At 39.8% G+C, this 23024-nt stretch carries 17 protein-coding genes; 12 read left to right on the forward strand and 5 right to left on the reverse strand.

All coding sequences use genetic code 11. The annotated features are described in order from the left end of the window. Window positions 1-42: 42 nt before the first annotated feature. Window positions 43-189, reverse strand: coding sequence for a hypothetical protein (locus ABMA72_RS02830; protein WP_392855858.1), 147 nt, complete (start codon window positions 187-189; stop codon window positions 43-45). Between the two features lie 51 nt (window positions 190-240). Here ABMA72_RS02830 and ABMA72_RS02835 point away from each other — a divergent pair, with 51 nt between their 5' ends. Next, a complete protein-coding gene (locus tag ABMA72_RS02835; RefSeq protein WP_393055989.1) occupies window positions 241-813 on the forward strand; it encodes a 4'-phosphopantetheinyl transferase family protein in 573 nt (190 codons plus the stop codon). A gap of 4 nt (window positions 814-817) precedes the next feature. Here ABMA72_RS02835 and ABMA72_RS02840 read toward each other — a convergent pair whose 3' ends face one another. Beyond that, window positions 818-2560, reverse strand: coding sequence for a M61 family metallopeptidase (locus tag ABMA72_RS02840; protein ID WP_392855863.1), 1743 nt, complete (start codon window positions 2558-2560; stop codon window positions 818-820). A 118-nt stretch (window positions 2561-2678) separates the two neighbouring features. On the opposite strand from ABMA72_RS02840, the gene ABMA72_RS02845 reads away from it, so the two are divergent. Together ABMA72_RS02845 and ABMA72_RS02850 are read left to right on the forward strand one after the other, a co-directional pair. Continuing rightward, window positions 2679-3116 (forward strand): HesB/IscA family protein, encoded by a 438-nt coding sequence (locus ABMA72_RS02845; protein WP_392855864.1) that lies wholly within the window; start codon window positions 2679-2681, stop codon window positions 3114-3116. Window positions 3117-3119: 3 nt separating this feature from the next. Beyond that, window positions 3120-3920, forward strand: a complete 801-nt coding sequence (locus ABMA72_RS02850) for a LysR family transcriptional regulator (protein ID WP_392855867.1) — start codon at window positions 3120-3122, stop codon at window positions 3918-3920. A 28-nt stretch (window positions 3921-3948) separates the two neighbouring features. Here the strand turns inward: ABMA72_RS02850 and ABMA72_RS02855 are convergent, their stop codons facing one another. Together ABMA72_RS02855 and ABMA72_RS02860 are read right to left on the reverse strand one after the other, a co-directional pair. Then, entirely contained in the window at window positions 3949-4446 is a 498-nt protein-coding gene (locus tag ABMA72_RS02855; protein ID WP_392855869.1) for a hypothetical protein, read from the reverse strand. Between the two features lie 128 nt (window positions 4447-4574). Next, window positions 4575-6293 (reverse strand): DUF6178 family protein, encoded by a 1719-nt coding sequence (locus ABMA72_RS02860; RefSeq protein WP_392855871.1) that lies wholly within the window; start codon window positions 6291-6293, stop codon window positions 4575-4577. 226 nt (window positions 6294-6519) lie between these two features. Here ABMA72_RS02860 and ABMA72_RS02865 point away from each other — a divergent pair, with 226 nt between their 5' ends. The 9 genes from ABMA72_RS02865 to ABMA72_RS02905 are packed head-to-tail and all read left to right on the forward strand — an operon-like array spanning window position 6520 to window position 15110. Beyond that, window positions 6520-7224: a Crp/Fnr family transcriptional regulator gene (locus ABMA72_RS02865; RefSeq protein WP_392855873.1), complete on the forward strand. Its 705-nt coding sequence runs from the start codon at window positions 6520-6522 to the stop codon at window positions 7222-7224. Window positions 7225-7276: 52 nt separating this feature from the next. After that, window positions 7277-9721 carry a heavy metal translocating P-type ATPase gene (locus ABMA72_RS02870; protein ID WP_393055992.1) on the forward strand — a complete coding sequence of 815 codons (2445 nt, stop codon included), beginning with the start codon at window positions 7277-7279 and terminating at the stop codon, window positions 9719-9721. Continuing rightward, complete coding sequence (gene ccoS, locus ABMA72_RS02875; RefSeq protein WP_392855879.1) at window positions 9721-9897, forward strand: cbb3-type cytochrome oxidase assembly protein CcoS; 177 nt, start codon at window positions 9721-9723, stop codon at window positions 9895-9897. Before ABMA72_RS02870 ends, ccoS begins: the two co-directional genes overlap by 1 nt. 8 nt (window positions 9898-9905) lie before the next feature. Then, window positions 9906-12059, forward strand: a complete 2154-nt coding sequence (ccoN, locus tag ABMA72_RS02880) for a cytochrome-c oxidase, cbb3-type subunit I (protein WP_392858003.1) — start codon at window positions 9906-9908, stop codon at window positions 12057-12059. 2 nt (window positions 12060-12061) lie between these two features. Next, complete coding sequence (locus ABMA72_RS02885; RefSeq protein ID WP_021267131.1) at window positions 12062-12262, forward strand: cbb3-type cytochrome c oxidase subunit 3; 201 nt, start codon at window positions 12062-12064, stop codon at window positions 12260-12262. Beyond that, complete coding sequence (locus tag ABMA72_RS02890; RefSeq protein ID WP_393055995.1) at window positions 12255-12866, forward strand: cbb3-type cytochrome c oxidase N-terminal domain-containing protein; 612 nt, start codon at window positions 12255-12257, stop codon at window positions 12864-12866. The genes ABMA72_RS02885 and ABMA72_RS02890 overlap by 8 nt, the downstream gene beginning before the upstream one ends. An 18-nt stretch (window positions 12867-12884) precedes the next feature. Continuing rightward, entirely contained in the window at window positions 12885-14288 is a 1404-nt protein-coding gene (gene ccoG / locus ABMA72_RS02895; RefSeq protein WP_392855886.1) for a cytochrome c oxidase accessory protein CcoG, read from the forward strand. Continuing rightward, window positions 14272-14985, forward strand: coding sequence for a sulfite exporter TauE/SafE family protein (locus tag ABMA72_RS02900; RefSeq protein WP_392855889.1), 714 nt, complete (start codon window positions 14272-14274; stop codon window positions 14983-14985). The genes ccoG and ABMA72_RS02900 overlap by 17 nt, the downstream gene beginning before the upstream one ends. Beyond that, on the forward strand, window positions 14976-15110 hold the full coding sequence (locus ABMA72_RS02905) for a hypothetical protein (protein ID WP_021266605.1): 135 nt from the start codon (window positions 14976-14978) through the stop codon (window positions 15108-15110). Before ABMA72_RS02900 ends, ABMA72_RS02905 begins: the two co-directional genes overlap by 10 nt. Before the next feature lie 93 nt (window positions 15111-15203). Here ABMA72_RS02905 and ABMA72_RS02910 read toward each other — a convergent pair whose 3' ends face one another. Beyond that, entirely contained in the window at window positions 15204-22823 is a 7620-nt protein-coding gene (locus ABMA72_RS02910) for a beta strand repeat-containing protein (protein WP_393055997.1), read from the reverse strand. Between the last annotated feature and the right edge of the window lie 201 nt (window positions 22824-23024).

Raw genomic sequence — 23024 nt, forward strand, 5'->3', positions numbered from 1 at the left:
CTATATTATAAGGACTAAAGAGGATTTGTGTCCAATGAAAATTTATTTTTGTAGTGAGATGATTTGAGTTTCAAACACCTGATTATGATCGATTTCAGCTGCTTTAATTTTGGACATACAAAGTACACATCCTGCCATTAAAACAAAGATCATTTTTACGATTGCTTCATATGCATCCGGTGGTAACATTGCTAACTCCAAAAGTTTAGGCTAATTTAATTGACTTAATATTAGAGCATAATGGCAAAAGAAATGCTGATGAGCAATAAAAAATTCATGCGTAGTACATTTTTATACCTAGGCCAAAGCGAGCTTCCAGAGGGCTTTATGGCCGACAAGCGCAACGACTTCAGACTAAGTCGCTTCTGCTTATCTTCACTAACAGGCCTTAAAGATTTATCTATTATCAACCACTTACATTTAGAAAGTGATAAGAGTAAGCTCGTTTCAATTAGCCACACTAAAGAGCTTGCAGCCTGTGCGCTATGCACAAACCCTGAAGTAAAATCTGTCGGTATCGATATTGAGTGGTCTGAACGTAAGATGCGAGAGGGTACATTCAAATACTTTGTCTCTCATGAAAGAGAGCTTAAGCTCCATACTCCACTTGAGATCTGGTGTATAAAAGAAGCGGCATTTAAGGCCTACTCACCATTTCACGATGATGAAAAAGAAAAGATTCTCGTCCTAACTGACTTTGAAATTATCGAACAAGGTATTTTACAAGGGCCAAATGACAGTGAGCTTATTTATGAGATTATCGAAGAAGAATATCAGGGCAGGCCATTTAAGCTTGCCCTGACAGAGTATTAATTTTTTATTTTAAGAAACTTTCTAATTTCTTTTCATCTTCAATCTTGATTTCTTTTATCTCTTTTAGGCCATTTCCAAGTGTCACTCTCAAAGTCATAAGCTTTCCTGTGCGAGCGATTAAGAAATCAATTTGATCATTTTCCTTATACATCTCTGCAATGGAGTCATAGGCCTTCTTATCAAGTCTAAGGGAATTAATGGCAATAAGTTCATCTCCAGCATTAAGGCCGGCCTTATACCCACAGCTATCTTGGCGAATAGACTTGATGATAAGCTTACCACCTTCTTCAGCGATATTTGCGCCAATATCTAATTTAGGCGTTGACCACTCAACACTTGCACCCATGCGCTTTAGATAATCTTCAAAATCAATCTCTTCCACACCTTCAACAAAGAGTCTAAACTCATCACTTACATTTTTAGAAACAAGGCCTTCTAGAATTTCAAAGAAGCCTTCTTTTGTTAAGCCAACGGCCGGCCTTTCTTTGTAGTCGGCCCAAAGTGCACGAACAAGATCGTTGATCCCCTTGCCTTCATTCTTCATAAGTGTATTTAGAATAAAGAAAACAAGTCCACCCTTTAGATAATAACTCACAGATGAGTTCTTAAAATTTTCTCCTGCACGGTAAAGTTTAATCCATGCATTGAATGATGAGTCTTCAAGAGAATGGTAACCGCGCCCAGGTGTTGCAAGGTAGTTATTGATATTCTTCTTCATGCACTCAAGATATTCTTTAAGCGAATAAAAACCACTGCGATAAGTGATTAACTGGTCAACAAAGCTTGTCATTCCTTCCGTTAGCCAGTGCATACGAGTATAATTTTCGTTCTTATAATCAAATGGCCCTAGCTCAATAGGACGGATTCTTTTAACATTCCAAAGGTGGAAGTACTCGTGAGCAACAAGCTCCATATACTCTTTGTAGCCTTTCTCTTTGGCCAAGTGGTACGGACAAAATTGCAGAACTGTTGAATCTAAGTGCTCAAGTCCACCAAAGCCACTTGGACTTAAGTGAGTGATGAAATAGTAATGATCATATGGAAGCTCGTCACCGACGATCTTTGCCGTCTCTTCGACGATTGTCTTGATATCGTCATTAAGTTTATCCATCACTTTATGTGACGCTTGTGCATGAGCAAAATCACCATAAAAAGCAATATGGTGCTCCTTATCTTGGTGCATGAAACCATAAGTTTCATGGCAGCCAATTTCAATTGGCGTATCCAGTAGTTCATCAAAGTCGGCCGCTTCATAAATAAAGTGGTCCCTTTTTTCAGAGATATCTTTTAGTGCCGTCGTCACCTTTGACCACAGAGGATTAATTTTAATTTCAACTTGTGAGCTTCCAGTCTCCCCTTCAATACCGATAAAGACACTCGGCCCATGTAAGAAAGCATGAGTGTTATCAACATGGGAAGTACGAACAGTTAGCTCATGACAATAGATCGTATAGGCAATTCTAATTTTTCCATCTTCACTAAATGAAGCAGATTGAAAACTTGGGTGAGCAAGATCAACTCTCCACTCATTCTTTGAAACCTGTTCATGAAAAAGACGATTTCCCTTTGAGTCCTCGACTTTGATTTCTTTGATATTTCGAGCGTACTCTCTCATTAAATATGAGCCAGGAGACCAAGATGGCATGTAAAAACGCACCTCGTTCGCCTTTTTATCAAGCATAGCGTCTAAAGAAATATTAACTAAGTGAGTCTGAGGGTTTGGAATATCGATTATATATTTAAGCATTTAACGCTCCTTTTATAAGCTTTGTTATACCACCAATTTATTTCAAGAAAAACCTCTTGAAAAGGATTCGTTTACTTGCTAAAAGCCCTCTAACAACACAATTTAATGGAAAATCATAATGGAAAATCGATCTGACAACGTACAGCAGTCTGGGCATTATAACATCGACCGCTCGCAAATTATTCTCCCGCAACTGACTTTCACGCAGATAGCACAAGATCAACTTAATCTTATGCTTGAAAATGATTTCACTCTACAGGGGAAATACTTAAGAATTCTTATTAGCGGTAAAGGATGTGAGGGATTCAAGTACTCAATTGGATTTCACAACTTAAATGACGATGACTTTCTAATCCCTGTTCCAAGCATGGATATTGAAGTTATTATCGACCCATTTACAGCTTTCTATCTAGGTGAAACTCTCATTGATTATCAATTTAATTATATCAATGATGAAGAAGGCTTTATTGTGACAAATAAACAGCAAGAAGAATTCCAAGGAAAGTTTTGGCGAAAAGACAAAACAAAGATTCCTCCAAAGGCCGAGGTTCAATAAAAAATGGACTATCGTTACCTCAGGGCGTTTACACTTACTGCAAAATACTTAAGCTTTTCAAAAGCTGCCGCAGAACTAAAGATTGCACAATCAGCGGTTTCAAGACAAGTTAAACTCCTTGAAGAGTCCATGAATGAGGAACTTATCATTCGTTCGAGTAAGAAGGTAATTCTTACGAAGAAGGCCAAGCAGTTGCTAAAATCGATTGACCAATTTGAAGATAGCCTAGGAAATATTTTTGAAACCACTCAGGAGCGCCCAGTACATATTGGGATTCTCGATGGGCTTCTAGTTAATTGGTTTAATCCCATTCTTGCAAAGTATGCAAAGAATTATAAGAGAGATATCTTCATTCACGTGGCCGACAGTCCGGCCCTAAGACGTGGAATCGAAGATGGTATTTACGATATCATTTTCTCAACTGATAATTTTCAATCAGACCTCACTTCTTCTTTAAAACTTTTTGAAGAGAAGTTCGTCATTATTTCAAACGAAACAATTAACAAGAGAAAGCTTCACGAACATACGTGGATTGTTTTTAGTGAGCTAGACCATCTTCATAAGCTCTCGACAAAGGCACCGCCTAAGAAGATTGTTGTGGACTCACTTGAGAGTATCAAGGCCCTTGTAAAGCACGGTGTTGGAATTGCAGTTGTGCCTGATCACACGCTTTCTAAGCACGATAATTTTGTTACAGAGCCTGTTAGTGGACTTAAGAATATGAATATCTATATGACCACTTTAAGCTATAAGAATAGGCCTGCATTTTTAAAAGAATTTATTAAGATTTTAGAAACGAAATAAAAAAGGCGAACAATGTTCGCCTTTTTTCTTATTTTCTTTTGATGTCCTTGATTCCAACAACACCAATTAGGAATACTTTATTTGAGATGAAGTGAAGATTCTTAGTCTTTCTATTTTCAAAGTTAAAAAGCCAGTCTTCTCCAACTCTTTCAACTGATGCCGAATACTTTTTTCGACTATCATTAACACCACTATAAAGAGTATCAATTTCAATATCACCACCGTCTGATGGATTTAGGTTACTAACAGTAATCCTAACAACATCACGATCGCTTCTTCTAACTAAGACAACACCTTTCATCACTTGCTCTAGTGAATAAGTGTCAGTTCCGATGATTTTCCCCTTATCAGAGAACTCCTTCTTATAGACTGATGTAACCTCTCCGATTTCCTCATCAACATTTACACCTAGATGATAGAAGCTCTTATCTTCATCATTTGTAATGTGAACAAGTTTAACCTGTGCTGCCATAAGTGAAGTCGTGGTAACAACGGTTAAAAGAAGTAATTTCATCAATGATTTCATATTCATCTCCCTCTCAATTTGATAAGGCATATTGCCATTAATCGCATGCTAATGGGAGAGAAAATTTTACAACTATGTAAGAAACACACGACTTCAAACATTAGCCAAAGCTAATATCGAGAATTAGTCTAGCTTAACGTATTAAAAATAATAGGCCCACCAACGTGTTTGAATTCATCATCGCGAAGATCAGCGAATTCATAACCCGATAAATGGTCGTGTAATATTTTCAGGATATACTCATTAATATTCTCAATCTGATCAAGGCCAAAGGTTTGAGCAAAGCCGGCCACCTTTTGCGTAATATAATCATTCTTGAAAATACCAGAGCTTAAATTAGACTTCTTAGAGAACTCTCTAAACTCTTCAATTGAAACACCCATCTTGCGTGAGTCATCCTTGTCAAATTTATCAAGGCTATAGTTGATAAGAGTTGAAAGAATTATGGCCTCAAAGTCAATTGAGTTAATATCGTAATTTAGATAGAAATTATCAGAAAGCATGCCGTCATCTTTAAGAGACAGGTAAGTTTCTTTTAATGTCTTAATGAAAGGCATTAGCTCTATAAGAAGCTTGCACTTACTTTGTAACTTCTTCCAAACCTCAACATTATTTACCACAACAATTTTATTATCATTGTCACGATACTTCACAAGGTCGCTAAAGAAGTCATCTAGGAATAGATCAAATGAAGCCCCTAGGAAGTTCTCTTCCGAGTCCTCAAAAAGGTGATTTCTTAAGGCCTTCTTTACATCCTTTTGTAGGATACGAATTAGTGAGTTTCCGATCTTATAGATATCAGTGAAATCAAAGTACTCGAAAATGCTTTCATCACCGAAGTTTCGAATATCTTTAATATAAGACATTCCAAGAAGAATAAGCTCGCGGTTTTGATTACCAATACGAGTCATGGCAACAGGGCCATCTTTTAAAACACCGTAGTATTCCATACTTGCATTGAGCATACGAATAAAGTTGAAATGTAAGTAGCTAAAGCGCTTCTCATCTTCCACTTTATTGAGCTCATCATGGATACTTCCAGCATTCTTTTCAAAGGCAATAATCGAGTTCTGATGCAGAGTTTGCATCTTTCCCTTAGTTGTAATATTTCCAGTTAGAGGCTGCTTCTTATTGATAAAGAGGTCGATATGGCCAATTGAAGGAAATGGATTAACCACTTGCAGGGCCTCAAAATAATCAACGAAACCGTAGTCTCTAAGCCTTTCTTTCTTATCTTGGTACTGATTCTCGTTATAGATCATATAATCTTCAGAGATCATTTTAAAGAGGTGCTGGTAAGCGGCTTCAACACCAACTTCAGTGTAGAGGTCCTTGATGAGTTGGCGAACCTCATCAACAATATCGCAATCTTCATCAAATTCAAAAAGAAGAAGATTATCTTCTGTTAAGAAGTAATTGTCGTGATCATCAGGATATAGAGGATCTTCAACATCAAAGGTCCAAACATTGAAGCGTCCTTTAAGGAAAAGAATGAACTGATCTGACTTGACGAATTCATAGCGAATTTCTTCATCTGGGCACTTGGCAACAGTGCTCACCCAAGATGTGAATTCATTGACATCGAGTTCATCTTTTGACCAAAGGTCTATATCGTAGAAGGTTTCTCTTTGCTCTTTAGAAAGTAATTTAAGAGCATGAGACTTTACTTCGATTGGCAGGGCCTTAACGGATACATAAAGAGGCTGAACAGGAAGTTTCTCAAGGCTCTCTCCCTTAGAGATATAGCTATTTACTAGCTCCATCGAAGTGTAGGCCTTAGATTCCTTAAGAATTAAAGAGATTACATCTGTTGCTGGTAATTTATCTTCGTGTTTTTTGTCGCTCATATATCCGCCATTATATCAAATAAGCCTTTAATTTAAGCTATTTAACATAAGTTGTTAACCTAAATCTAAAGTTTGTACTGCACAACAGTAAATAACTAAAAATATTAAGAAGAAAAAGCACTTCTAACACGAAAACATGATATTCGTCATATTATTTCCCCTATAACTTATTTAATTTAGATATATGAAGTGATAAGATGGATTTAACCAAGAAAAGGTATAGATTATGGAAAAGAGACAGTGTGTAGATTGCCCATCAAGAGAGTTAGGAATCTTCTGTGGGTTATCAAATGATGAAGCCGCTAAAGTGTCACTTACAGCTTCTTCTCTAAAATTTAAACGTGGTGAAAAGCTATTTTCTCAGGGAAATCGCCCTGCGGGAATCTACTGTGTTCAGTCAGGTAATATTAAGCTGACAAAGACAGGCTCTGATGGAAAAGAGACAATTGTAAGAATTGCTCAACATGGAGATGTTATCGGTCACAGATCACTATTTACTGCTCAAGACTTCAATGGAACGGCAACGGCCATTGATAATGTTTCTGTATGCTTTATTGATAAACCAAGCTTATTAAAATTAATTAATGATAAACCGGCAATCGCTCTTGAACTAATTAATAAATTAAGTCGCGACATGGGAATTGCTGAAGAGCGCTCAAGTGCTTTTCACCAAAAGAATGTTCGCGAGAGAATTGCTAGACTTCTCCTCGACCTTGCCAAGACTCACGGTAACACTCTTATCAACGGCGAAGTTCAAATCGAACTTAAGCTAACAAGAGAAGAAATGGCCACGATGATCGGTACGGCCAATGAAACACTCATTCGCATTATTTCTGAATACAGAAAGGATGGGCTAATTGATCAGAATGGTAAGTTAATCATCATCAAGGACGCTGTAGAACTAGAGAAAAGAGCTGAAGGCGTTTATTAAAGTTTTACTATTTTAAGTTTATAAAAAAAAGATAACTAACAAGAATAGAGAGATGGATATCCAAAGTATCACAAGCAAGAGTCAGTCTTGCGAGGCAGAAGTGTGCCTTCACTGCTCTGAAGAAATTGCCCCTGGTGAGCTCATCACTAATGAAAGAGATGGCAAATTGGAAAAGTTTTGTTGCTACGGGTGTATGAGTGTCCACTCTCTGCTTCTTAGTAATAACCTTGAAGACTTTTACCGTTATCAAAATGAGCAAGGCTCTCAAGCAAATAGCTTAAAAGAGCGTCCTAGTAACTCGAAAAGTAAGTTTGAATATATGGATAGCGAAGCCTTCATTCGTGAATACGTCACAATTGAAGAAGATAAGCTTAAGGTTCACTTCCTATTAGAGGGTGTCCACTGCTTTGCCTGTATCTGGCTTATTGAAAGAATTTCAAAATTAGAAAACTCGGTCATCGAGGCCCAGGTCAATATTGGAAACAACTTAGGTAGCTTCACAATTGATACAAAGAGGCCATATTCGATTGCAAAGCTTGCTGCGACACTTGCGCAACTTGGCTACACTCCTCACCCATTTAATATTGAAAAAGATCAGGAAAAGAAATTAAGTGATCGTCGCGATATTCTGCAAATTGGAGTCGCTGCTTCGGCCATGAGTAATATCATGATCTATGCGGTATCCAACTATGCTGGAGCAACTGGTGATTACGTTAAGTTATTTGATGGAATCAGTTTTGCATTTTGTCTTCCGGTCATTCTCTATAGTGCAAAGCCTATTCTAGTGAATAGTGTTAGCGCAATTAGACTAAGAAGCACAAATGTTGATATTCCACTGGCCATGGCCATTGTCTTTGGATTCTTACTTTCAGCAATAAATTTCTTTAGAGAGTCGGGCCCAGTTTACTTTGATTCAATCACAACACTTATCTTTCTAATTCTACTTTCTCGCTACTTTGTAAAAATGCTGACTCAAAAGTCCATGTCAACAAAGGGGATCTCTTCACTCTTTCTAAACACAGGTGTGAAGAAGATTGTTGGCGGTGCAATTAAGCATGTTTTTTCTAACGAGGTAGAAGTTGGAGATCACGTTGTCTTTGAAGAAGATGAAAGAATTATCTATGACGGAAGGCTTGCTAGTGAGAAGGCCCTTATTCTTAACTCAATCAACACTGGGGAAAGCCGCCCATTAGTAGTCAATAAAGGTGACTTCATTGCAGCAGGAGCAGTAAGCCTAAGCAATGACCTAGCACTTGAAATTAGTGCCATTGGAACACAAACAAAACTAGGAAAGAATCTTTCTGCTATTGAAAATAATACAATTGTAAAAAATCCTGCCAATGTTTGGGCACAAAAGATCTCACGCTATTTTACAATTGGAATTATCCTTCTAAGTATCGTGGCCCTTACTCAAGGCTTAGTGACAGGAGACCTCTCAAGATCATTTGAAGTCATCCTAGCAATTTTAATTGTTGGCTGCCCATGTGCTTTTGCCATGGCCACACCAATCGTAGTTGCAACTCGAATTAATAAACTTAAGTCATACGGAATCTACGTTAAAAACGAATTGAGCCTTGAAGAGTTAAATAATGCCAAGAATATCATCTTTGATAAGACAGGAACTCTGACAAAGGGGAAATTTGCGGTTAGCTCATTTTCGAATCACTCACAAATGAGTGATGAAGAGGTTCTTGCCTTAACATTCACACTTGAACGAGCGGCCCAACACCCTATCGCCTTTGCTTTAAAAAAATACTCAAAACAAAAAATATCGAACGAGAGTCTTTTAAAGTATGCAGATATTGTTGCTGAAGTTGTCACTGGAAAAGGTGTTCAGGCACAAATTGATGAAATAACTTACTTTATCGGAAAAGGCCTTCTTGACGGCGAGATTGCACTTTATGCAAATAGCGAAGTCATTGCAACTTTCAAGATCGAAGATAGTATCAGACCTGAATCAAAGGATCTCGTTAGCTTCTTACAACAACGAGGTATCGATATTCACCTCTCAACAGGTGATGCCTCAGAGATGGCCAAAAAGATCGCAAGTGAAGCCGGAATTAATGAGACTAGCCTCTATATCGAACAAAGCCCAGAACAGAAGCTAGAGCTTGCTGACAAGCTAGAAAACGTTGTCTTTGTTGGTGATGGCGACAATGATGCCTTGGCCATGATTAAGTCTAACGTGTCCATTGCTATTGGTGCACAGGCCGATATTGCCCTTAGAAGCTGCGATATCTATCTGCCACAAGAAGATCTAAATTTAATAAAAGTCTTATTTAAAGTTGCACGTAATGTGAAAGGTACTTTACGCCGAAATATTATGTTTGCAGTTACATATAATATTGTAGGAATTACATTAGCGCTTATGCATATCATTACTCCTCTGCATGCTGCGATCTTAATGCCTATCAGTTCTTTAACAGTTCTTCTCTCAAGTACATTGCCATTAATTGGATTTGATATGAGAATGTTAAAAAATAAAGGAAAAAGCTGATGGAAGTCATTATCGTTCTATTACCAATTGCAATATTCTTAGCAGTAGGATTCCTATTGATTTTTATTTGGGCAACTAAGTCAGGTCAATATGATGACTTGGATACGCCATCCATTAGAGTTTTATTTGAAGAAGAGAATAATAATATTGTTCACAACCAAAAAAAGGAAGAATGATTATGAGCATGAGTACGAATGCCAATCTAGAAGAGTTCTCGTATAACGATAAGATATCGAAAGCTTTTCTAATGGCGACAGTTTTCTGGGGGGCGATTGCACTATTTATGGGTGTTTTCATCGCTTTTCAATTGGCCTATTGGAAACTTAACCTAGGTATAGAATGGACAACTTTTGGCCGTCTAAGACCACTTCACACAAATGCTGCAATTTTTGCATTTGTTGGAAACGGGATGTTTCTTGGGGTTTATTATTCAACTCAAAGGTTATGTAAGGCGAGAATCTTTTCAGATTTCTTATCCTGGGTACACTTTTGGGGATGGCAGCTGATTATTGTTTCAGCAGCACTAACACTACCACTAGGTATTACAACAGGGAAAGAGTATGCCGAACTAGAATGGCCAATTGATATTGCCATTGCAGTTATTTGGGTTGTCTTTGCAGTAAACTTCATTGGTACGCTAATTAAGAGACGTGAACGTCATATGTATGTGGCCCTTTGGTTCTACATTGCAACAATTGTAACAATTGCTGTTCTTCACATCTTTAACTCTCTTTCTGTACCAGTTAGCTTTTTAAAGTCTTATCCTGTTTACGCTGGTGTTCAAGATGCGATTGTTCAATGGTGGTATGGGCACAACGCTGTTGCCTTCTTCCTAACAACTCCGTTCTTAGGTATCATCTACTACTTCTTACCAAAAACAGCTAATCGTCCAATCTATTCATATAGACTTTCGATTATCCACTACTGGTCTTTAGTATTTATTTATATTTGGGCAGGTCCTCACCACCTTCTATACTCATCTGTTCCAGATTGGGTACAGACACTTGGTATGACTTTTTCAATTATCCTATGGATGCCTTCTTGGGGTGGGATGATCAACTTTCTTCTAACACTAAGAGGTGTTTGGGATAGAGTTAGAACTGAACCAATCTTAAAGTACTTTGCTACTGCTGTAACTTTCTACGGTATGGCAACTTTTGAAGGTCCACTACTTTCAATTAAATCGGTAAACTATATTGGTCACTTCACTGACTGGGTTGTAGGTCACGTACACGCTGGTACAATCGGTTGGAACTACATGCTAATTGTTGGTGTCCTTTATTACTGTGTCGAAAAACTATGGAAGACAGAGCTATACTCTAAGAAAATTGCAAACGCACAATTCTGGTTAGCAACAATCGGTCTTCTACTTTATATGATGTCAATGTGGGTTGCTGGTATTACTCAAGGTCTAATGTGGCGTGCAGTAGATGCTACAGGAAAACTTGTTTACCCTAACTTCATTGAAACAGTTATTAAAGTTATTCCAATGTACTGGGTACGTGCATTTGGTGGTGTATTTGTTTTACTTGGTTTCTTCTTAATGATCTTCAACCTATGGATGACTTATAAGAAAGCTAAGTATGCAAACAAAGACAAAGAAGAATCACAAGAAGTGTTTAAAGCGGCACCTATTTCAGCTCACCCTGAAGATGCAAATGCTGAAACTCACAGAAAGCTTGAGGGGCTTCCTGTAACTTTTACTGTTCTAACTTTAATTGCAATCGTTGTTGGTGGAGCAATTGAAATTATCCCTTCAATGCTTTCAAATAAATTTGTCGAAGTAGACCCAAGAGTTAAACCATACACTCCACTAGAGCTTATGGGACGAGATATCTTCGTTAAAGAAGGATGTTACGTATGTCACTCTCAACAAATTCGTCCAACAGTTGCTGAGAAACTACGTTACGGAAACCCTTCAACTGCTGCGGAATCTGTATACGATAGGCCATTCCAATGGGGATCACGTCGTATTGGACCAGACCTTGCTCGCGTTGGTGGAAAATACAACGATATGTGGCACTACCGTCACATGATCAATCCACGTGAAGTAACTGCTGGATCAATCATGCCTAATTATGATTGGCTAACTAAGAAGAAAGTTAACTTCAAAATGCTTCCGAAGAAAATGGACGTTATGGTTGCCCTAGGTACTCCATATAGCGAAGATGAAGTAACAAATGCAATTGATCTTGCAATGGAGCAAGCAACTCAAATCACTAAAGGTTTAAATGAGTTTGGTGTTCCAATGAAAATGCAAGATAAGGAAATCATCGCACTAATTGCGTATCTACAAAGACTTGGGGTCGATACAAAAGAATCGAAGTCAGAGGAATAGAGATGAAATCTGAAGTAATGCAAAATATGCCGTGGGAATGGATGCCAGCAGTGTCGCTATTCATTTTCGCGGCCATCTTCTTGGGCGCCTTCTTCTGGTCAATGAGACCGGGCTCAAAAGAGCTTTATGAAGAAGTTGCCAACAATGCACTTTCTGACGGCGAGGCAGTCGTTAATGAAAACAAAGGAAGCAACAATGACTAACGAAAATAACAAATCGAAGCAAGAAAATATCGTACTTGAAGATGAGAAAGATCTTGTTATGGATCATGAATACGATGGTATTCAAGAGCTTAACCACCCTCTACCTAGCTGGTGGACAGGTGTTTGGGCACTTTCATTTATCTTCTCTATCCCATACTTTATGTATTACGTCCTAATGGACGGGCCAACTCTTTTGGATACATACAAAATGGATATGGCGCAAATGCAAAAGATCATCGATGCTGAAGCAGCAAATACTGCAAACTTTGATATCCAAGCATACGATAGCTATGTAGCAACACCTGCTGCAAAAGAACTTGGAAATACTGTCTTTATTGAAAACTGTGCAGCTTGCCACCTTGACGATGGTGGTGGGGATATCGGTCCAAACTTAACAGATAAACACTGGATTAATATTACTAAACTTGATCCAGAACAAATCTATAAGTTTGTTGTTCATGGTAATGAAGATATGGGGATGCCTGCTTGGGGAGACATCCTAAGTAAGGAAGACATCATGGCCGTTACTGACCATGTAATAGCACTGCAAGGAACAACTCCTGCAAAAGCTAAAGAGCCACAAGGTGAGCTACTTAGCGAATAAGAACTAAAAGAGAAAGAAATGGCAAAGAAATCACAATTTGAATTACACGAATCGAGACTAGGTACAACTGATGACAGTGGACACCGCGTCTTCCTGTTTCCAGAAGAAGTAAAAGGTATCTGGAAAACCAGGCGTGAGATATTCTATTGGTTTCTAATTTTTGTCTATCTCGTCTTGCCGTGGATATATATTCAAGGAGAACAAATGATTCTCCTTAATATCCCGGCCAGAGAGTTTTCATTCTTTACATACAAATTTTATGCCCACAATGCGCCTATTTTAATATTTGTGATACTCGGTTTTCTATTTTTTATCGGGTTTATCACAAGTATTTTTGGGCGCGTTTGGTGTGGTTGGGCATGTCCTCAAACAGTTTTTATCTCATCTATTTTCCTCAAGCTTGAGGCCCTTATTGAAGGGAAGCCAAGAGCGAGAAAGAAATTAGCTGAAGGGCCGTGGACGAAAGAGAAAGTTATTAAGAAATCACTTAAGTGGATTGCTTTCCTTGCCGTCTCTCTACATATCTCACATACATTTCTGGGATACTTTGTAGGAACACATCACCTACTCTCTGTTAGTTTCCAAAACCCAGCAGAGAACTTCACTCTATTCACAATCATGCTCCTTATTACAACAATTGTCCTTTTAGACTTCGGTTGGTTTAGAGAGCAGTTTTGTATTATCGCTTGTCCTTACGGAAGAATGCAGTCTGTAATTATGGATGAGAATTCACTGGCAATTCTATATGATGAAAGACGTGGAGAGCCAAGACGTCAACCAGGAATGAAACCTGAAGAGCATGGTGATTGTATCAACTGCTACGCTTGTGTTAAGGCCTGTCCAACAGGAATTGATATCAGACGTGGTGTCCAACTAGAATGTATCGCTTGTACAAATTGTATCGATGCATGTGACGACATCATGTTAAAAACGAATCGACCAAAAGGGCTCATTCGTTACGACACTCAAAGTAATATTGAAGGAAAGGGCCGCCATATTTTTTCAATTAGAAATATCGGCTACCTTGTTGTTCTTATAGGTCTAATCATCGGATTTGTTTATAGTCTTTCTTTATCACAAGGGATCACAACGACAGTTCTAAGAGGGCCAGGAACACCGTTTACGGTAAGTTCTCCGACGACAACAAGAAACCACTTTCATATCGTTATTGAACAAAGTGGTGATATTGTCGAAAGAAATATCGAAGTTGCAGTCCAAGGTATTAAAGAAGGCTCTTACGAGTTAAAAATGCCAAGAAACCCTTTCGTTTTCAAATCGAATCACGAAAGAAAAATTGTCTTCATCGTCTTTAACAATGAAGTACTAACTAACGGAAGCTTAAAATTTAATTTCATCATAAAAGATCTCGACACAAATGAAGAGATCATTAAAGAGGCGGTACTCGTTGGACCAGTTAAGTAGTCTACAGGGAATCTCACCATACGTTATCATAAGCGCAGGTCTTACAATGGGGCTTGTTGCTAATTTCCACTGCGTGGGAATGTGTGGCGGAATTACCATGGCCGTCTCTAAGTCCTTTAGTCAAAACATGTCCTACCAAGTAGGAAGACTTCTGGGCTACATGGCCACAGCACTGGTTATCCCGGTGCTTGGCTTTACAATCTTAGATATCAAATCAAACCCATATCTTATGCTTTTTTCAGGTTTGAGTATTGGTTTGATCTTAATTTGGATGGGACTTAAAAGACTTTTTAAATTCTCAAATTTCAAATTTGCTCAAACTGTTTCACAAAAATTACACAACTTGAATGCCAAGCTTTGGCCAAAAATTTCAAAGAAAGTTGGAAATAAACCTCACCTCTTTAATTTTTCAATTGGGAGTATCAGTGTTCTTCTTCCATGTGGGCTTTTATGGGCGATGTTAGCACTAGCGATAAGTGCGGCCTCACCTGCACTAGCAGCACTCTTTGTATTCTTCTTTTGGCTAGGAACACTTCCGGGACTATTATTTGGGCCAAGTGCCATTAGAAAGATAAAATTCCCAAGTAGAATTCAAGCTGGTGTCCCTTACCTATTTTTAATTATTGGAACTGCTACAATCGTCTACCGCGTGTATATGATGTGGAGTCCAGCGCCAGGAGCGCCAACATGTCACTAAAGAAAATGATAACTAAATTTTTTCAAGATCCAGAGTTCTATGCATTTAACTTTTTGCTCTTCACTGTGATCATCCTCTTTCCTTGCCTACTCGTTGCTTTAACAGTTAAGTACTGGTCTTGGTAAGAGGGTGCCATGCTCCTTTGGTTTCGCACTTGCTAAATACGAAAACACAAAGATATTTTTTAGCAGGTGCGAAACCAAAGGTGCATGGCACGCTTACGGAATAACTGTATAATCGACGCTACCAACTCCACCATCACGACTGGCATCGGCACCAAGGCCACCAGAGGCATCAGCAAGTCCAAGCCAATTATTCGTTCCACAATTTACGTGAATACGGCCACCACCGCCACCTGATCCGCGATAACCTGTCGTATTTGACCCACCAATTGTTGATATATTTCCACTACCATCACAAGTTAGGCCCTTTACATAAACCGAACCACCAGCACCAGAGCCACCTGTTGCTCCAGAGAGGTTTCCGTTAACACCATTTGAATCGACTACAGCGGAAATATTAACATTGGCATCTGAAACTAACCAGATGACACCACCACCAGCACCACCACTGTAATCACCCGAGTCATCACTTCCACCACCAGAACCCGGAGTATTTGGCTCAGTTGCACTACCATATGTAATTCCACTATTAGTACAATAACCATTTCCACCGGCCCCAGCGTGTCCTCCCGCTCCGGCCGGATTATTTCCACTTGAACAGGCAAGTCCACCTGCCACTCCATATCCATTATGACCAATTCGGCCAGGAAGCTCCCCTTTACCAAGAGAAGAAATAGATGCATTCACATTAATGTTTCCGATTGCATAGACATCAGGAAGCCCAGCTTCAACAGCTCCATCAAAAGTGACAACACCACCTGAATGGATTTGAGTAATATCTTTACTTGCAGAAATTAAACTAGAAGTTGCTGTTGAGAAATTCCCACTAACATCAAAACCTACATCAGTATTATTTCCATAAACTCTAAGAGTCATAGCTGTATCAAGAATAAAGTTTCCGGCACCTGTAAAGCTTTGCACACCACCTAGTGTTAGGTCGTTACTAACGGTACAAGTTGAGGCAAAGTCACCTGTTGTACAAATTGAGTCCTGATCCATTAATGATACATAGAATGAACCTTCATCAACTCCACGATCGTTATTTTTCATATCAATTGTTCCACCATATTGATAGACACCACTAATGTCTGTCATCGTGATAGCAATTCGGCCCGCACCACCATGTCCACTTGAAGATCCAGTTGCAGAACCACCTTGAGCGGCCATTGATCCATTTCCAGTAATTGAACCAGTATTGATCCAAATTGAACCACCTGAACCACCTGAACCATAGTTTCCTGATATATAAGTACCATTTCCACCATTAGCTAAAATTGCTCCCGTGAAATTTGTTAAGTTTGAAATAGAAAACTTAACGGCACCACCACCGTCACCTCCGGCAGCATGAGCATGACGTCCACCACCTGAACCGAAATCAGTTGGTGCAGTTTCATCTCCATACAGATTTCCCCAAGTATTGGCACTATAACCTTGGCCACCAATACTTCCATAACTAGCAGCACCGCCATGATTATTCCCACCACTAGAGTCTTTCCCTCCACCTGGTCCGGACGTACTCGTATAACCTCTTTGCGAAACATCAACTGTTCCAGCAAGATCGAGATTTGTTGCAATAAAGTCCGCAAGGTTAACCTTCATCGTGGCACCGGCTTCAATCGTTGCATTTCCAGATATATCGAAAGTGTACTTATCACGATTTTGGGACTGAATCGTTGCACCAGATTTCACTAGTAGATCACCAGTAACGTTAATATTTGTAGCGCTATCATAGAGATAAATATCATTATTTAAAGTTAAGTTACCAGCAAAGAGATCACTCGGTAGCCACTTAGCATTGTTAATTTCACAAGTCGTTCCACTTGTTCCAACATCACAGAATTGGTCTAATGTTGAGTAAGCAAAATATAGAGTTCCAGAATCTCCTGGATGAGTTGAAGTACCAGGCCCATAGTCAAAAAATCCAGAAAATGTATTAGTTGAAGTTGTGATATCAATTGATAAGCGACCGCCTGATCCTGAACCAGCACCACGTCCACCAGAGTTACCGCCTTTGGCCTGAATATTACCTGTACCAGTAAAACTTGTATTAGCAGTAATCCAAATGGAACCACCAGCACCACCACCAGCAGCGTAAATACTTGCACCTAAACCAGCATTGGCGTCGGCCTTAATCTCACCATCAACATTAACAGTATCAGCAATAATTTTGATGGCACCACCACCATTACCACCTCGGTAATTTCCAGATGAACCACCACCTGAACCAAAAGTGACAGGAGCAGTTAAGCTACCATATGGACTATTTCCACCAGCAGTCGATGTTGCGTTTTCACCATTTCCACCATTTCCACCGTGCGCCCCGCCCCCAGCTTCATCATTACTATTTGTGAGTCCAGGAGAAGGCCCAAAACCTTCTTCAAGGCGATTTCTAGAACCGTAGTACCCAAGTCCAACTGCACTAATTAGGCCACCAGATTGAAGATCAAAAGCAGATGTTTCAAGAAGAGATAGGTTCGCATTAATTGATGATCCATTCTCAATTGTGATGGCCGTATCGGCCGCAATTGAAATCGATTTAAGATATTCTGTATAAGAAATACTTGAGCCAGCTTGAAGGCTTAGGCTTCCTGTTAAATCAATCGAGAAATTTCCATTATGGCCTTGAATTGCAAGCCCTGCACTTGGAGATAGAATAAGATCCGCACCAGTGAGAACAATATTATTTCCTAATGGTTTAGTTGCAGCAATTGTACAAGTAGTTGCGAAATTACCACTATCACAAATGGCATCATTAGTTGAAAGTCCTAAGTGAAATGTTCCAGGGCCACCGTGCTTACTACTAGATCCACCATTAGTATTAACAACACCTGTTAAGTTATAATTACTACCAGCAAGTTCAATTGAAAGCCTTCCACCAGAACCACTACCACTTCCGTAGTAATATAATTTACCTTCGCCACCAGAAACAAGAATATTTCCAGTTCCAATAATAGAGTTGGCCGCTTGAATCCAAACAGAACCTCCGGCACCACCACCTGAAGCATAAATAGAAGTGGTCGCTCCGTCATTTCCTTGTGCCAGGATATTACCATTTACAATAATATCGTTGGCCACAATCTTAATGGCCCCTCCACCATTACCACCAGAAACATTCTTAGAAGCTCCACCACCTGAACCATAGTCAACAGGATTGGTTGCACTACCATATGGAGTTTGTCCACCTAGCGTTGCTGCGCCTTCTCCGTTACCACCAGCAGATGCGTGAGCACCACCACCTGCTTCATCTGTATTATTTGAAAGTCCAGGAGAGATCCCAAAACCATCTTGACGGCCAAGACCGGCCCCAAGATATCCAAGCCCTTTTGCATTGAGGCTTGAACCTGTTTGGAGCTCAAGAGTCTGCGTTTCTAGATTTGTGAGATTGGCTATAATCATTGCATTTGTTTCCAATGTCGTATTTCCATCAGTTAAGATTTCAATTCCGCGAGCATTAGCAAGATATGTGATACTAGAGTTTGGCTTAAGAGTTAAGTTACCAGTTAGATCAAGTGCAACACCAGGGTTTAGGCCATCGATAGAAAGTGAGACACTATCTGCAATTTCTAAGTTATTTGCATTGATTGTATAATTTGCACCAATTGTTTTACTTTGATTAATAAAGCAAGTTGAAACGAGATCACCACTATCACAAATCGCTGAAGGATTTGCTAGAGCTAAATAAAACGTTCCATCTGCGGCCCTTTTCTTTCCAAGGCCACCTGTCGTTAAAACATTTCCAGAGAAGTCATAAGAAGAACCATTAAACTCAATAGCAATACGGCCCCCAGAACCACTCCCTGCTCCATAGGTATATGTCTTACCTGCACCACCAGCAGCACTAATCATTCCTGATCCAGAAAAAGAATTACTTACTTGAAGCCAGATTGAACCACCAGCACCACCACCGGCCGCATAGATTGAGCCAGAAGCACCGTCTGTACCATTGGCAGTTAGTGAGCCATTAACCGTTAGGTTATCTGTAATAATTTTAATGGCACCACCGCCATCTCCACCATCGTAACCACTTGAAGCACCCGCACTTGAGCCGTATTCAATTGGAGCGCTAGCTACACCGTAGACAACACTACCACCAGCTGTTGAAGCATTCTCTCCGTTTTCACCAACAGAAGCGTGGCCTCCACCACCTGATTCATCAGTGCCATTGCCTAACCCTGCAGATGGTCCCTTCCCATCGGCACCACCATCACGGCCTCCAGTGAAACCTCGGCCATTTAGATTAATGGCACCACCCGACTGAATATCAATACTTGTAGCATTAAGTTCTGTTATATTGGCCGCAAGTGTTCCACCAGATTCAATCACAAGATTACTTCCAATATTAAGATCAATACTTGTAGCATCAGGAGTTTGAACAAGAGCACCACTTTGAAGAGTTAAATTTCCTAAGATTGTATAAGTTACATTGGCCATGAGTGTTTGAGTGTCATTGATATAACACGTTGTTAGAATATCTCCACCACCACTACAATTTGGATAAATATTTGGGATATTTACATAGGCCGTTCCCTCAGCAACTCCACGTCCAGCAAGGTGGCTAACATTTGCATTAACAGTTGCCTGATTTGCAATAATTGAAATTCGTCCTCCAGCACCATTGGCAGCGGAGTTGGAATGACCAGAACTTCCACCAGTTGCCGTTAGTGTCGCAGCTAAAATTAAGTTATCAGCAGTTAGCCAAATTGAACCACCAGCACCACCTCCAGAGATATCACTACTTTCTTGGCCATTGCCACCATTAGCAGAAATTGTTCCTGAAATATCTAAAGTATTTGTCACACTTAACTTAACGGCACCACCACCGCTTCCACCAATACGTGAACCACCAGCACCTCCACCTGAACCATAATCAACTGGAGCACTAATTGAACCATATGCAGGAGCTCCGGCCGTCCCAGCATTACCATTGAAACCATCTGTTGCGTGACCACCGCCACCACCATTATCATCAGTTCCAATACCTCCAGCTGGTCCACCACCATTGCCCATGGCGCGGCCTCCGAAGTACCCCTTATTATTTACATTAATGGCACCAGAGATCGTTGCATTTGAAATCGTTGAGTCTGAAATATTAGCGTTTAGTGTTCCGGCCATATTAAAATTATTAGCAACAATATTACTAATGGCCGTCATTGCATCCATTGATAAAACACCACCAGTGGCCATTATGAAATCGCCGGCAGCATTATTAAAAGTAAAGTCAGAGTCAAGGCCCTTAACGCTTACGTTACCTGTTGTATCAATTGTTAAGTTACCACTTGTGAGATTTATGTCACCACCGATAACTTTAGAAGTATTAATAATACAAGTTGAAGAAAAATTTCCACTATCACAAAGTTGGTCATTGCTTGCAAGACCTAAATAGAAGCTTCCATCTGATGCGCGAGTACCAATACTTCCTCCAGAAACACCAATGGTTCCATTAAAAGTATAAACCCCAGAGTTTTGATAAATTGCAATTCGTCCAGCTGCTCCAGCTCCTGTCCCTTGTGAACCATTAATTCCACCAGCTGAACCACCATTAACAGAAACACTTCCACCACCAGTAATTGTATTTTGAGAAATAATCCATAGCGATCCACCAGAACCACCAGCTCCTTGATCACAACAACTGTTAACACCAGCACCACCTTGGGCAAGAATGCTTCCATCAATATTTAAATTAGTCGCAATAATTTTAGCGACACCACCACCGGCCCCACCGGCCTGAGCATCACCAGCACCACCACCAGAACCAAAGTCAACAGGCTCAGTTCTTGAACCATAGACAGTTGTCCCTCCACTTGAGCGGCCATCACCGCCAGGCCCTGCGTGCCCTGCTCCACCTGGGTCAGCACTTGTGTTAGAGTGTCCAAAACCTCCAGAAGGTCCACTTCCATTAGCAGCGCCACTGGCACCACCAGCATAACCTTTGCTTGAGACATCAATACTTGCACCTGCTTGAATATCAAGAGTCGTCGTACTTAAAAGAGTAAGGTTTGCAGAAATTTTTCCACCCGATTCAATCGTAGTACTCCCATCAACTTGCATAATAATTTTCTCAACAGCATTTGAAGAGATATCACCACCACTTTGAATCACAAGATTACCAGGAATATAAATGACTGTTGCATCGGCCATGGTTTGAAGATCATTTACATAGCAAGTTGTATTAACATCTCCTCCACCTGAACACGTTAAGCTCGTTCCAGAAGAAGCGATGGCCGCAGTTGTAAACGTCGTACTTTGTTGTCCAATCGTATTACTTGAAGTATCGATATAACAAACTGTTAGGCTATATTGTGTTGAAGGATCAAGTGATGAGATGGATTGCGAAAGATTAGTATTTCCAAAGTCAACACCTGCGCTACAATCACTTGGCGCCGTTGTTCCTGTTGCTATTTGATATTTATATGTTTGAAGATTTGTTGTGTTGATTACTGCGTAACTGAGGTCAATATCGTAACTATTAATTGCATCAATATTTAGAGAGTGTAAGTAGCTAGAAGTTTTTGAGAAGTTTTTAGATTCTGGACTAGATGTATTTCCGGCATTATCGGAAACTGTCGCACTTACGGTTACTGCTCCATCTGCCTGGGAGCTAAAGTCAAAGGTATCACTCCAATTCCCTCCAGTACATGCTGTTGACTTCGTCACGACATTTCCACTTAGAGTCACGCTACCATCTTCTGTACATGTTCCTGATAAAGTAGCACTTGGGCCAAAGACTTCACCAGCTGTATTTGTAATAGTCACACTTGGAACTGAAGTATCATAATTGATCGTAGCGCTAATTGGATTATCACTGATATAGTCACCAGTTGTGGCCGTCCAAATATAAACAGTTCTTGATCCATCTGCACCTGCTGAAAAAGTAAAATCAGTTGGCTCAGTCGTCACCCAACTTCCACCAGCACATGTCGAAGTATCGGCCGGCTTTGTGGCCTGAGTTTCAGATAAACACCACATCGTCGCATAAGTATCATTTCCAACACTAAGTCCAACTGTTAAATCATTTGAGTCACTAGATGACATTGTAAGTGTTGGATCAGGCATCGAAACGTTCTTTGTCAGAGAAATCGTTTCTTGGGGCGAAGAATTTCCTGCGCTATCAGTATAGACAACATCAAAGTCGAGGGCACCATTAGGAATTGCTGCTGTATCAACATCAACACTCCATGCTCCCCCTGAACAAGTTGTCGTCGCATTTGCTGCATTTGTTAATTGAACCTCACCACCGTCTTCACTACACGTTCCACTAAGAGTAAAACTTGTTTGATTTGATTCATCAATGACAGTGGCAGGAGATGTTGTAATGGCCGTTGTTGGTGCAACGGTATCAACTTCAATAGTTCCAACAATTGGATCTTCGGAAATATGATCAGCACTATCTGCCGTCCAAACATAGAGATCACGACTCCCTTCACCAGGAGTGAATGTATAAGTAGCAGGAGGAGTCGCCGTCCAAGCGCTGCCATTACAAGTTGCTGTGTCTGTAGGTTGAGTTGTTTGAGTTTCAGAAATACAATATTTTGTCGCACCATCTGTATTTGCGACACTAATACCAACAGTTAAGTCATTACTAAACTCCTCACTGCTAGAGTCTGAGTCTAAGAGAGAGACTGTTGGAATTGTAATACCTCCACCACCAACGATAGAGTACTTAATCTTCGAACAGGAGCTAAAAGCTATTGCTATTAGAAAGAGAAAAACGTGCATCGATATCAAACCTGTTAAATAATTTTCGTTACTCAAACAAGTTTATCGACATAAAGTAAATTTTCTTAACAATTTTTAGTATTTAGCATAACTAGCTAAAGATACTGTTCACAAATGCTAGTAATATTAGCTATTTGCAAACCTAATCTATTGAGATCTCAAGTTATGGCCATCGGCCTGATTTAGCATCGAAGATTTTCA

This window comes from Halobacteriovorax sp. CON-3, assembly GCF_043196995.1.
Lineage (GTDB): Bacteria > Bdellovibrionota > Bacteriovoracia > Bacteriovoracales > Bacteriovoracaceae > Halobacteriovorax_A.

Coding starts and splice junctions, on each gene's coding strand:
- ABMA72_RS02830 (WP_392855858.1), bottom strand. CDS start 189: ATGTTACCACCGGATGCATATGAAGCAATCGTAAAAATGATCTTTGTT.
- ABMA72_RS02835 (WP_393055989.1), top strand. CDS start 241: ATGGCAAAAGAAATGCTGATGAGCAATAAAAAATTCATGCGTAGTACA.
- ABMA72_RS02840 (WP_392855863.1), bottom strand. CDS start 2,560: ATGCTTAAATATATAATCGATATTCCAAACCCTCAGACTCACTTAGTT.
- ABMA72_RS02845 (WP_392855864.1), top strand. CDS start 2,679: ATGGAAAATCGATCTGACAACGTACAGCAGTCTGGGCATTATAACATC.
- ABMA72_RS02850 (WP_392855867.1), top strand. CDS start 3,120: ATGGACTATCGTTACCTCAGGGCGTTTACACTTACTGCAAAATACTTA.
- ABMA72_RS02855 (WP_392855869.1), bottom strand. CDS start 4,446: ATGAAATCATTGATGAAATTACTTCTTTTAACCGTTGTTACCACGACT.
- ABMA72_RS02860 (WP_392855871.1), bottom strand. CDS start 6,293: ATGAGCGACAAAAAACACGAAGATAAATTACCAGCAACAGATGTAATC.
- ABMA72_RS02865 (WP_392855873.1), top strand. CDS start 6,520: ATGGAAAAGAGACAGTGTGTAGATTGCCCATCAAGAGAGTTAGGAATC.
- ABMA72_RS02870 (WP_393055992.1), top strand. CDS start 7,277: ATGGATATCCAAAGTATCACAAGCAAGAGTCAGTCTTGCGAGGCAGAA.
- ccoS (WP_392855879.1), top strand. CDS start 9,721: ATGGAAGTCATTATCGTTCTATTACCAATTGCAATATTCTTAGCAGTA.
- ccoN (WP_392858003.1), top strand. CDS start 9,906: ATGAGTACGAATGCCAATCTAGAAGAGTTCTCGTATAACGATAAGATA.
- ABMA72_RS02885 (WP_021267131.1), top strand. CDS start 12,062: ATGAAATCTGAAGTAATGCAAAATATGCCGTGGGAATGGATGCCAGCA.
- ABMA72_RS02890 (WP_393055995.1), top strand. CDS start 12,255: ATGACTAACGAAAATAACAAATCGAAGCAAGAAAATATCGTACTTGAA.
- ccoG (WP_392855886.1), top strand. CDS start 12,885: ATGGCAAAGAAATCACAATTTGAATTACACGAATCGAGACTAGGTACA.
- ABMA72_RS02905 (WP_021266605.1), top strand. CDS start 14,976: ATGTCACTAAAGAAAATGATAACTAAATTTTTTCAAGATCCAGAGTTC.
- ABMA72_RS02910 (WP_393055997.1), bottom strand. CDS start 22,823: ATGCACGTTTTTCTCTTTCTAATAGCAATAGCTTTTAGCTCCTGTTCG.